The sequence below is a fragment of the Desulfovibrio sp. genome, from assembly GCF_009712225.1.
GTDB lineage: Bacteria > Desulfobacterota > Desulfovibrionia > Desulfovibrionales > Desulfovibrionaceae > Desulfovibrio.
Genome location: NZ_WASP01000002.1, coordinates 119,474 through 130,710 on the forward strand (window position 1 = coordinate 119,474; position 11,237 = coordinate 130,710).

Annotated in this window: 10 protein-coding genes; 4 read left to right on the forward strand and 6 right to left on the reverse strand. The window is 60.5% G+C overall.

Going from position 1 to position 11,237, the window contains the following annotated elements:
• Window positions 1–97 precede the first annotated feature (97 nt).
• The 5 genes from fusA to F8N36_RS00970 form a co-directional block, all read right to left on the reverse strand.
• A complete protein-coding gene (fusA, locus tag F8N36_RS00950) occupies window positions 98–2,176 on the reverse strand; it encodes an elongation factor G (RefSeq protein WP_291330879.1) in 2,079 nt (692 codons plus the stop codon).
• Between the two features lie 101 nt (window positions 2,177–2,277).
• Entirely contained in the window at window positions 2,278–2,748 is a 471-nt protein-coding gene (gene rpsG, locus F8N36_RS00955; RefSeq protein ID WP_192112713.1) for a 30S ribosomal protein S7, read from the reverse strand.
• A gap of 111 nt (window positions 2,749–2,859) precedes the next feature.
• Window positions 2,860–3,231, reverse strand: a complete 372-nt coding sequence (rpsL, locus tag F8N36_RS00960) for a 30S ribosomal protein S12 (RefSeq protein WP_008683436.1) — start codon at window positions 3,229–3,231, stop codon at window positions 2,860–2,862.
• 185 nt (window positions 3,232–3,416) lie between these two features.
• Window positions 3,417–3,761, reverse strand: coding sequence for an SMR family transporter (locus F8N36_RS00965; RefSeq protein WP_291330880.1), 345 nt, complete (start codon window positions 3,759–3,761; stop codon window positions 3,417–3,419).
• Window positions 3,762–3,878: 117 nt separating this feature from the next.
• The gene (locus F8N36_RS00970) at window positions 3,879–6,542 is read right to left on the reverse strand and encodes a valine--tRNA ligase (RefSeq protein WP_291330881.1); all 2,664 of its coding nucleotides are present in this window, start codon (window positions 6,540–6,542) and stop codon (window positions 3,879–3,881) included.
• A gap of 95 nt (window positions 6,543–6,637) precedes the next feature.
• Between F8N36_RS00970 and F8N36_RS00975 the strand changes: the two genes are divergently transcribed.
• The 3 genes from F8N36_RS00975 to lipA all read left to right on the forward strand — a co-directional run bounded on the left by F8N36_RS00975 (window position 6,638) and on the right by lipA (window position 9,781).
• Complete coding sequence (locus F8N36_RS00975; protein WP_291330882.1) at window positions 6,638–8,023, forward strand: BPL-N domain-containing protein; 1,386 nt, start codon at window positions 6,638–6,640, stop codon at window positions 8,021–8,023.
• 113 nt (window positions 8,024–8,136) lie between these two features.
• A complete protein-coding gene (gene lipB / locus F8N36_RS00980; protein ID WP_291330883.1) occupies window positions 8,137–8,820 on the forward strand; it encodes a lipoyl(octanoyl) transferase LipB in 684 nt (227 codons plus the stop codon).
• 79 nt (window positions 8,821–8,899) lie between these two features.
• Window positions 8,900–9,781, forward strand: coding sequence for a lipoyl synthase (gene lipA, locus F8N36_RS00985; RefSeq protein WP_291330884.1), 882 nt, complete (start codon window positions 8,900–8,902; stop codon window positions 9,779–9,781).
• 95 nt (window positions 9,782–9,876) lie between these two features.
• Here lipA and F8N36_RS00990 read toward each other — a convergent pair whose 3' ends face one another.
• Entirely contained in the window at window positions 9,877–10,860 is a 984-nt protein-coding gene (locus tag F8N36_RS00990) for an AEC family transporter (RefSeq protein ID WP_291330885.1), read from the reverse strand.
• Here F8N36_RS00990 and F8N36_RS00995 point away from each other — a divergent pair.
• On the forward strand, window positions 10,859–11,237 hold a 379-nt coding region (locus tag F8N36_RS00995), incomplete at its 3' end, for a hypothetical protein (RefSeq protein WP_291330886.1). The genes F8N36_RS00990 and F8N36_RS00995 overlap by 2 nt on opposite strands.

An 11,237-nucleotide genomic window follows, 5' to 3' on the forward strand; every position in this document is an offset into this window, starting at 1 on the left:
AACTGCAAATTTGCCCCGGATGCAAGACGGGGGAGGAAACTGTAACGCTTCCTCCCCCGCCGTATAAACCTAGTGCGGCTATGCCGCACAGATCAGACTATGTGCGGCTCTTCTGAATTTCTTCAGCAATGGCAGCGGGCACGCGTTCGTAATGGTCGAACTGCATGGTGAAGGTGGCGCGGCCCTGGGTGCGCGAACGCAGGTCGGTGGCGTAGCCAAACATGGCGGAAAGCGGAACCTGAGCGCGAACGCTCTGTGCGCCGCCAGCGCGGGCTTCCATGCTCTGCACGCGACCACGGCGGCCGTTGAGGTCGCCCATGACGTCGCCAAGGTATTCTTCAGGGGTAACCACTTCCACGTCCATGATGGGTTCGAGCAGCACAGGGGTAGCCTTGCGCATGCCGTCCTTGATGGCCATGGAACCGGCCACGTAGAAGGCCTGTTCGGAAGAGTCGACTTCGTGGTACGAACCGAAGATCAGGTTGACCTTCACGTCCACAACGGGGAAGCCAGCGAGCACACCGGCTTTCAGGGCGTCGTTGATACCCTTGTCAACAGCGGGGATGTATTCCTTGGGAATAACGCCGCCGGTGATGGAGTTGACGAACTGGTAGCCGTTGCCGGGGTTGGGTTCAACCTCGATCACAACGTGACCGTACTGACCGCGACCACCAGACTGCTTGGCGTACTTGAGGTCCGACTTGGCAGGCTTGGAGATGGTTTCGCGGTAGGCAACCTGGGGCTTGCCCACGTTGGCGTTCACGTTGAATTCGCGGGTGAGGCGGTCAACGATGATTTCCAGGTGCAGTTCGCCCATACCGGCGATCAGGGTCTGGTTGGTTTCATCGTCGCCCTTCACGCGGAAGGACGGATCTTCCTTGGCCAGCTTGTTCAGAGCGGCGGAAAGAGCGTCGCGGTCGGCCTTGGTCTTGGGCTCGATGGCCACTTCGATAACCGGATCAGGAATGTTCAACGATTCCAGGATCACTTCGCGCTTTTCGTCGCACAAGGTGTCGCCGGTGGAGGCGTTCTTGAGGCCCACGAGAGCAACGATGTCGCCAGCGCCAGCCCATTTCACGTCTTCACGCTTGTTGGCGTGCATCTTCAGGATGCGGCCGATGCGTTCGCGCTTGCCGGTGTTGGCGTTGTACACGGTCATGCCGGATTCGAGGAAGCCGGAATAAATACGGAAGAACGAAAGGTGACCGATGAAGGGGTCGGAGAAGAGCTTGAACACCAGACCGGCAAGGGGTTCCTTGTCGTCGCAGTGGCATTCAACAACTTCATCTTCCTTGCCAGCAATGTGGCCGGGCATGGGTGGGATGTCCACAGGAGAAGGCAGGTAGTCCACCACGGCGTCAAGCAGGGGCTGCACGCCCATGTTGCGGAAAGCCGAACCCAGCAGCACCGGCACGATGTTGCGGGCAATGGTGGCCTTGCGGATGCACGAAATGATTTCTTCCTCGGTGAGGGTTTCGCCACCAAGGTACTTTTCGAGCAGGGCTTCGTCTTCTTCTGCCACGGCTTCAAGCATTTCGTGATGCTTTTCGTCGTACAGATCCTTCATGTCGGCAGGCACGTCTTCAACGGTGAATTCCGCACCCTTGGAGGACTTGTCGAAACGGATGGCCTTGCCAAGCACCAGGTCTACCACGCCTTCAAATTTGTCTTCGCTGCCGATGGGCAACTGCAAGGGCACGGGCTTGGCACCCAGGCGGTCGTGAATCATGTCCACGCAGCGGAAGAAGTTGGCGCCGATGCGGTCCATCTTGTTCACAAAGCAGATACGCGGAACATTGTAGCGGTCAGCCTGACGCCACACGGTTTCAGACTGGGGCTCAACACCGGCAACGGCGTCGAACACGCACACGGCACCGTCGAGCACGCGCAGCGAACGTTCCACTTCGATGGTGAAGTCAACGTGGCCGGGGGTGTCGATGATGTTGATGCGGCAGTCTTTCCAGAAGCAGGTGGTCGCGGCGGAGGTAATGGTGATGCCGCGTTCCTGTTCCTGCTCCATCCAGTCCATGGTGGAGGCGCCGTCGTGCGTTTCACCAATCTTGTGGTTAACGCCGGTATAAAAAAGAATACGTTCGGTAGTGGTAGTTTTGCCTGCGTCAATATGGGCCATAATGCCGATATTACGCTGTTTGTTTACAGCAACGGTGCGGGACACGGTGTTTCCTCCATACTGCGGATGCGGTGTGGTGCAAAGCCGACGCCGCTTCCTTGCGGACGCGGCGTCGGGCTGAATTCAGAATAAAGCGGAAGGCCCTCTTACCAGCGGTAGTGAGCGAAAGCCTTGTTCGCGTCGGCCATGCGGTGCGTGTCTTCACGCTTTTTCACCGCGCCGCCGCGACCGTTGAAAGCATCCAGCAGTTCGGCGGAAAGCTTGGCAGTCATGCCCTTTTCACCGCGCGAACGCGCATAGTTGATAAGCCAGCGAATCGACAGGGAAACCTGACGTTCGGGGCGCACTTCCATGGGCACCTGGTAGGTGGCACCGCCAACGCGGCGGGCCTTAACTTCCATGTGGGGCTTCACGTTGTCCAGGGCCTTTTCAAAGGCGCGCATGGGTTCTTCGCCCGTCTTTTCTGCCAGGGTCTCAAGGGAGCTGTAGAAAATCTTTTCGGCTGCACCCTTCTTGCCGTCGAACATAAGCCTGTTCACAAACTTGGTGACAAGGCGGCTGGAGTACAACGGATCGGGCAGCACTTCCCTCTTCGGGATAGGACCTTTACGGGGCATGGGGTTTCTCCTTCATGCTTGATTGGCGGCGGCGGCACCAAACCCCGCGGCGACCGGCGCTTCCAAGGAAGCAGCCAGGCGGGCCGCATGGCACACGCCGAATGAAAAAAACTACTTGGGACGCTTGGCGCCGTACTTGGAACGGCTCTTGCGACGGTCGGCCACGCCGGACGTATCAAGAGTACCGCGCACGATGTGGTAACGGACACCGGGCAAGTCTTTTACACGACCGCCGCGGATGATCACCACGGAGTGTTCCTGCAGGTTGTGGCCTTCGCCGGGGATGTAGGCCGTAACTTCGATACCGTTGGTCAGGCGCACACGGGCGACCTTACGCAGAGCCGAGTTAGGCTTTTTCGGGGTGGTGGTGTAAACGCGGGTGCAAACGCCACGGCGCTGCGGGCAAGCCTGCAGGGCGGGGGTCTTCTTGCGCTTCACCACGGCCTTCCGCTCGATGCGGATAAGCTGGTTAATCGTGGGCATTATTTCCCTCCATATGGGATATTGCGCTCAAAAAATGAGCTTTTAGAACGACAGGACATAGCGTGTCTGCCAGGGGCTGTCAATAGGCAGCGCCCGCGCAGAGCGCGAACAAAAATTTTGTTCTTACACCAAACCCTGACAAAAAAACAAGCCGTTAGCGCGTGGCTTGTGGCCGCAACCTCTGTTTAGTGGGGCATGGAGCCAGAAAAAAAATTTATGACAAGTACGCCCAGAACTATCAAACCAAGGCCAAGGCAGGCGGCCATGTCGAGCTTTTGCCCAAAAAATACCAGGCCCAGGACCGAGACAAGCACAATGCCAATACCGCTCCAGATGCCGTAAGAAATGCCCATGGGCACGATCTCAAGCACCTTTGAGAGCAGATAAAACGAGATGCCGTAGCCAAGCAGCGAGGCTATGGTGGGCAACATGCGGCTCATGCCGGCCGACTGTTTGAGACAGGCGGTGGCCGCAACCTCTACCAGGATGGCCGCGCCCAGTTGCAGATAGGCCGTAATGGCAGGACTCATACAAACCTCATTTTTGTGCGGGGCCTTGCCACCGCAGCAAGCAAGGCGCGGACGACAGGCAACTGCCCGCCGTCCGCGCCGCATATACAGACCGGAAACCAGTGTGGTTACAGCCGGTTATTCTTCCGTAAGGGCCTCGGCAAAGCGTGCGCGCAGGGCCTGCATCTTTTCCTTGGCGTCCAGCAGCTTTTCGGCACGTTCGCGTTCGCGGGCAACCACATCTGCCGGGGCGCGGCTCACAAAGCTTTCGTTGCTCAGCTTCATGTTCACGCCCACCACGTCTTTTTCAAGCTTGGCGATTTCCTTGTCCAGACGGGCCAGTTCTCCGTTGAGATCAACCGCGCCCTTGAGGGGCACAATAACCTGGCAGCCTTCCACCACCGCCGAGGCAGATGCCTTGGGGGCGTGCACATCGGTGCCGATGGTGAGGTTTTCAAGCCGCGCAAGGGTCGTCATGCACTGGCTGCTGGCCTCGAGCAGCTCGGCCTGGGCCGCATCCATGGGGTGCAGCATGAGGCTGACCTTGTGGCTGGGGCTGATGCCAAGCTCGGCCTTGATGGTACGCACAGCCACAATGATACCCTGAATCAGCTCCATGCGGCCGGCTTCCACCGGGCGATGGCAGGCGGGACGCGCTTCGGGGTACAGCTCGCGGGCGATGTCCGTGGCCTTGGCCCCGGCCGCCACGGGCAGTGCGGCCCAGATTTCGGCGGTCACAAAGGGAATGATGGGGTGCAGGAGCACCAGCAGCTCACGCAGGGCCAGCCACAGCACGTACTGGGCTTCGGCCTTGCGCTTGGGATCTTCAGACTGCATGTCGGGCTTGATGAGCTCAAGATACCAGTCGCAGAATTCGTTCCACAGGAATTTGTAACCCAGCTGGGCCGCATCGTTGAAGCGGTAGTCGGCCAGCGATTTTTCCATGTCCTGCTTGACCACTTCGAGGCGGTGCAGCAGCCACTGGTGGTGCAGGCCGGGCACGGATTCAGGCGCCACAGGAGTCGGGGCTTCTTCCGGCAGGTTCATGAGAGCGAAGCGGGCCGCGTTCCAGAGCTTGTTGACAAAGTGACGGTAGCCCTCGATGCGCTCTTCTGAAAGGCGGATATCGCGCCCCATGGCGGCAAAAGCCGTAAGGGTAAAGCGCAGCGAATCGCAGCCGTACTTGTCGATCATTTCCAGCGGGTCAATGACATTGCCCGTGGACTTGGACATCTTGCGGCCAGAAGCGTCACGCACCAGGGCGTGCAGGTACACGTCCCTGAACGGAACCTCACCCATGAAGTGGATGCCCATCATCATCATGCGGGCCACCCAGAAGAACAGGATGTCAAAACCCGTCACCAGCACCGAAGTGGGGTACCAGCGCCGCAGGTCCTTGGTATCTTCGGGCCAGCCCATGGTCGAGAAAGGCCACAAGGCGGACGAAAACCAGGTGTCCAGCACGTCTTCTTCCTGCTTGAGCACGCCGCCGCACTTGGGGCACACGGCGGGGGCTTCTTCGGCCACCACCATTTCGCCGCAGGTTTCGCAGTTCCAGGCGGGGATACGGTGGCCCCACCAGATCTGACGGCTGATGCACCAGTCGCGGATGTTGTCGAGCCAGTGATAGTAGGTCTTGAGCCAGGTCTCGGGAAAAATCTTGGTCATACCGGGCACGGCATCGCGCGCGGCAGGGGCCATCTTGGTGGCGGCCACAAACCACTGGGTGGAGACGTGCGGTTCCACAACCGTATGGCAGCGGTAGCAGTGGCCCACGGCGTGGTCGAGCTCTTCAATGCCTTCAAGCTGCCCCGCGGCTTCAATGTCGGCCACGATGCGATTGCGGCATTCTTCCTTGGCAAGGCCCTGATACACTCCGGCCTCGGTGGTCATGATGCCGTTTTCGTCAATGGCCTTAAGGAAGACGAGGTCGTGCTTCTTGCCCAGCATCCAGTCGTTATGGTCGTGGCAGGGTGTAACCTTGAGCGCGCCCGTGCCGAATTCGCGGTCAACGTAGGCATCGGCGATAATGGGAATCTCGCGCCCAAGCACGGGAACCACGGCCTTTTTGCCTATAAGGCCCGCGTAACGTTCGTCTTCGGGGTGCACGCAAATGGCGGTGTCACCAGGAATGGTCTCGGGCCGGGTGGTGGCAATGGTGATATGCCCGCTGCCGTCGGCCAGCAGATAACGCACCTTCCACAACTTGCCACGGCTCTGTTCGTGTTCCACTTCATCGTCGGCCAGGGCCGTGTGGCAACGCGAGCACCAGTTGATGATGTAGTCGCCCTTGTAGATCAGGCCATCGTTGTAGAGCCGCACAAAAACCTTGCGCACAGCGGTGGAAAGGCCTTCGTCCATGGTAAAACGCAGGCGCGTCCAGTCTACGGAATCGCCCAGGGCGCGAGCCTGATCGAGAATGCGGTGGCCGTATTCGTCGCGCCATTCCCACACCCGGTCAATAAAGGCTTCGCGGCCAAGATCCTTGCGGCTCTTGCCTTCCTTGGCCAGGGCGCGTTCCACCACGTTCTGGGTGGCAATGCCCGCATGGTCGGTGCCGGGAACCCAAAGCACGTTCTTGCCCTTCTGGCGGGCATGACGGCAAAGCACGTCGATAAGGGTATGGTTGAGCGCGTGCCCTATGTGCAGCGCGCCCGTGACGTTGGGCGGCGGAATGACAATGGAATACGGCTCGCCGGGGGCGTCCGGATCGGGCGTAAAGGTTTTGTCATCCTCCCAGTGCTTGCGCCACCGGGCTTCAACGTCATGGGGCTCATAGCCCTTGGGTAGCGTATCCGCCATCTTGCTTTCTCCATAAAAGGCGGCGATAATGCGACATTATGTTTGCCGCACAGCCAATCTGCATATTATGGGATGCGTCCCACATCTGGGGCCTCATGGCCTGGCGCGCTGTTCGCGCGCTGGGACTGCCCTGCCGCCTGGTTAAGGGACAAGAAATAGCCGAAGGCGCGTATTTAGGCAAGCCGGGGGGCACAACCCCCAAAGGTGGCCAGCATCAAGGCGGCACGGGCGTGTCGCTGCTGCTGGTTCCCGGCGGCAATGCCCGTCTCAAAGCCGCTGCCCTCACCCCGACCGGGCGCGAAGCAGTGCGCCAGTGGGTTGAACGCGGCGGCAACTATCTGGGGTTTTGCGGCGGCGCGGGGCTTGCCCTCACCCACCCCAACCCAGACCACGGGCTCAACATTTGCCCGTGGGCGCGGGCGGCCTACCCGGAACGCCTCTACCATCTCATTTCGGGCCACGTGCGGGCGCACATCACCCCCGGGCACGAATTTTCACCCCAAAGGCTTGACCAGCCGGAAGGCTCGCCCAAGCCAGACCACCTCACGCCGGGCATGACGTCCTCCTGCATTGGTGCCCGCCGTGCGGCCATTCGCCAGCCAGAAGGCGAAGCCCGGAAGTGCGCCTTTCTGCCCTCCCTGCCTGTGTGGTGGCCGGGCCGCTTTGCCCCGCAAGAGGACGACCGCGTGACCGTGCTGGCCTCGTACGGATTTCCCGACAAGGACTTCTGGCTGGCCGACCTTACGCTACAGAGCATTCCTTCCAAAATTTTTTCGCACTGGCGTGACCTGTACGGGGTCAACCTTTCGGCAGATTTTCTTGAGGGGCAGCCCATGGTTGTCAGCGGCCAGTACGGCCAGGGGCGCTATGTGCTGAGCTATTCACACCTTGAGACACCACACAGCCCCGATGCCAATGCCTGGCTGGCCCAGCTTTTGCGCAGCATGACCGGCCTTGAGCCCAGCCGTGCAGACGTACCCCTGTGGCAGCTGCGCCACCCCTGCGCCGCGTGGCCCGAAGGTACGGGCGGCCCCCTGCTGGACGCCCTGCGCCACATGCGCGAGCTGCTTGATCTGGCAGTGGCGCACCACCTCTTTTTTGCCCGCACCCACTGGCTGTGGGGCTGGCGCACCGGCCTGCCCGGCGCATCGTGCAACAACCTGCATGCAGCCCTGTGCACGGCGGCCAGCCTTGAACCCTCGACGGCGGCTCTGGACTACTGGCAGCAGACAGCCCCACGCTTTGCCAAGCTTGAAAGCCTGTTTGCCTCTGGCGCGGAAGATTATTTTCTGGCCTGCCGCCTGGCGGAAACACTCTCGCCCACCATGCCCGATGCCGTGGACAGGCGGGGCCTTGACCACCAGCGCGAATCGCTGTTTGGCCACCCCATGACCGGCGGCGGCATTATGGCCGAGCTGCTGGGCATGCTGGAGGAACTGATCTACCTTTCCCAGACTGCCACGCCCTGCGACCTGGCCTAGGCCTGACCCAGCTATGTTCCGGGCCACCTGCAGCCTGTCGCCCAGACCACTGGACGGCGACAGCGCATATGGGTATGAGGGCTTTTTTACCAACCTCAGCTACTCTGGTTTATATGTACGCATTTGATCTTGGCTGCACCGCCTACCAGCGCGCCTTTGAAATACAGCAAAAGGCGCAGGCCTTTGTGTTGCAGGGCGGCGACGACATCCTGCTGCTGCTCGAGCACCCGCCCACGGTGACCATGGGCAAAAATTCCGGGCAGGAGAACCTGCCCCCCAACCTCGCGGCCATGTGGGGTTCGGCGGTGGATGTGGTGCACAGCACCCGTGGCGGCAACATTACCTGCCATTTCCCCGGCCAGCTGGTGGCCTACCCCATCATCAACCTGAAAAAACGCACCGACGGCGTCAGGGCCTATGTGTATGATGTGGAAGAAACCGCCATCCGCACCGTTCGCCAGTTTGGCATCGAGGCTGCGCGCAATCCGGGTTTTCCCGGGGTATGGGTAGGCAACAGCAAGATAGCCTCGCTGGGCATTGCCGTGCAGCGCCACATTACCCTGCACGGGCTGGCCATGAATGTGGACAGGGATCTCTCGCTGTTCAATATCATCACGCCATGCGGGCTTGATGGCGTAACCGCCACCTCGGTGCAACGCGAGCAGACCGGCACCCCGGCCAGCATGGCCGATGTAAAAAGCTGCTTTCTCGAAGCCTTTTGCGAAGTTTTCGGGCAGGCACTGCCACCCCTGCAGCCGGCAGAGGCCTGCGCAGCCCTGCTTGCGGTGCAGGCGTAGGCTGGCCCCCTGTTCACCAGACCACGGCAATACACCAGAAAAATATACCCCGGCAGCATCTGCCCGCAGGATACCCCGCATGACCCAACCCGATTCCACCGCTCCCCGCAACGAGGAAAACGCCCCTCTGCGCAAGCCCGCCTGGCTGCGCCGCCCTCTGGCCTCTGACAGGCGGTTTTTCACCACCTCTGCCCTGCTGAACGAACAGGGGCTCTCCACAGTCTGTAAAGAAGCCAACTGCCCCAACCGGCAGGAATGCTTTTCTTCCGGCACGGCCACGTTTCTGATTCTGGGCGAAACCTGCACACGCAACTGCCGGTTTTGCAACATCCACCCCGGCCAACCCGGAGCCCCCGACCCTACCGAAGCGCAGCGCGTGGCGCAGGCGGCTGTAACGCTTGGCCTCAGGCATGTTGTCGTCACTTCCGTGACGCGCGACGACCTGGCCGACGGCGGCTCCGCCCAGTTTGCGGCTGTCATCGAGGCCCTGCGCACGGCCCTGCCGCAGAGCACGGTTGAAGTGCTTATTCCCGACTTTCAGGGCAGCGGCGATGCGCTGCGCGCCGTCATGGACGCCAAGCCCCACATCATCAATCACAATGTGGAAACCCACCCGGCCCTCTACGCCCAGGTGCGCCCGCAGGCCGACTACGAGCAGAGCCTCGAGCTCCTGCGCCGCGTCAATGACTGCGGCATGACCGCCAAAAGCGGCCTGATGGTGGGCCTTGGCGAAACCGACGAGCAGGTGCTTGAGGTTATCAAAGACCTGCACGCGGCTGGCTGCTCCATTGTGACCATCGGCCAGTATCTGCCGCCTACAAGCCAGCACCACCGGCTTGACCGCTACGTAACACCCGAACAGTTCGTGGCCTACGCCGCCTACGGCAAATCGCTGGGGCTGAAGCACGTGTTTTCTGGCCCGCTGGTGCGCAGCAGCTACCACGCGGCCAACTTTGCCTGATCCAGGGCTCTGTCCACCACAAATGCAAAGCGGGTTTTGTTCCGGCCAGTGGCTGTGAACAAAACCCGCTTTTTGCGCAGAAAGACGACTCGCGCCTACACCATTCCGAGAGCCTGAAAGCCCCACACAAAGCCCGTGAGGGTGAAAATGCTCAGCCCGTTGGCAACTACCGCAGTAAGCGCGGATTCTTCCGGCACGGTGCTGTAGACCTCGGCTATAACGGTCACCACAAGTGCGGTGGCCGTGGCGCTGATGATAACACTGATCACAAGCCACAAGCCCGACACGCCCAGCGCGGCCAGCATGGCCCAGCACAGCAGGGGGTGCACCAGCAGCTTGCAGAGCACAAACCAGCTCAGCCGCAGCATGGCATGGCCGTGCGCCTGCCGTGTGGCCACCACGAGCTTTTGCCGCAGGTCGAGGCCCAGAGCCAGCAGCATGCAGGGGGCGGCAGTGTAGCCCACAAGGCTCACGGCGCGGTCAATGGGTGCCCACAAGCCAAGGCCAGAGGCTGAAAGCGCGATGCCAGCGAGTGTGGAGAGCAGAATGGGGTTGCCAAGAATAAACACGCGCAGCAGCTTGCCCACAAAGCTTAGGGGGTTGCCGCCGTTCCAGGCCAGTGAACCGGCCAGAGCGTCGAGCCGCGACTGGCCGATGATCATCACAACGTTGGGTGTAAGGGTACACAGACCCGCAATCAGCATGGCCGAGGTATTACCGGGAAACAGGTTGGAAACAATGGGCAGGCCCACAAAGGCCGCGTTGCAGGCAGAACACGAAAGCCCGGCGATCACGCCGGGGCCGACCCCGCGCCTGCAAAACACCCTGTCGGCCACATAGCCAAGACAGTACATGATCACCTGCGAACCCAGAATACCGCCCCAAAATGCCCAGTGACCCAGATCCTTGAGGCTTGCGCCCGCCAGCAGATGCAGAATCAGCAGGGGCAGAGCCAGTTTGAGCACGTAAATGCCCAGCACCGGGCCAGCGTTTTCGGGCAATACGTCGCGGCTGCGCAGCAGAACGCCCGCGCCAATGATCAAAAATACCGGCAATACGGCAAACAGCGCTTGAAACATGGATCAACCCTTTTTGCGTCAGCAAATTTGCTCGCCGGTCTATCCGTCGGGCAAGGGAACTATGGCGCGGGTGGTTACGGTTGTCCAGCAAAAACTGTTTGGTCATTCAAACAGTTTTTTAAGTATAAAAATCCATCCTGTTACCAGCATAGCACCTGCGCGCATATTGGTCTACCCAACGGCGAGCCACATGCTGCATCCTCTGCGCAGCCCTGCAAGCCACACGCCCCGACTCAACCTGCCGCAAAACAACAAAAAAGCCCTCCGCCAAAGACGAAGGGCTTTTGCAAACATTCAGCCGTCAAAAACAACCGAAAGATTCTTTCTTACTTCTTGGCCTTGGCAGCCTTGTCGTCCTTGGGGGCTTCCGTCTTGGG

Excerpts from the sequence above, each read along its gene's own strand:
- lipA (WP_291330884.1), top strand. The coding sequence starts at position 8,900 with ATGACCCAACCCGATTCCACCGCTCCCCGCAACGAGGAAAACGCCCCT.
- F8N36_RS00975 (WP_291330882.1), top strand. The coding sequence starts at position 6,638 with ATGGCCTGGCGCGCTGTTCGCGCGCTGGGACTGCCCTGCCGCCTGGTT.
- lipB (WP_291330883.1), top strand. The coding sequence starts at position 8,137 with ATGTACGCATTTGATCTTGGCTGCACCGCCTACCAGCGCGCCTTTGAA.
- rpsL (WP_008683436.1), bottom strand. The coding sequence starts at position 3,231 with ATGCCCACGATTAACCAGCTTATCCGCATCGAGCGGAAGGCCGTGGTG.
- rpsG (WP_192112713.1), bottom strand. The coding sequence starts at position 2,748 with ATGCCCCGTAAAGGTCCTATCCCGAAGAGGGAAGTGCTGCCCGATCCG.
- F8N36_RS00990 (WP_291330885.1), bottom strand. The coding sequence starts at position 10,860 with ATGTTTCAAGCGCTGTTTGCCGTATTGCCGGTATTTTTGATCATTGGC.
- F8N36_RS00970 (WP_291330881.1), bottom strand. The coding sequence starts at position 6,542 with ATGGCGGATACGCTACCCAAGGGCTATGAGCCCCATGACGTTGAAGCC.
- F8N36_RS00965 (WP_291330880.1), bottom strand. The coding sequence starts at position 3,761 with ATGAGTCCTGCCATTACGGCCTATCTGCAACTGGGCGCGGCCATCCTG.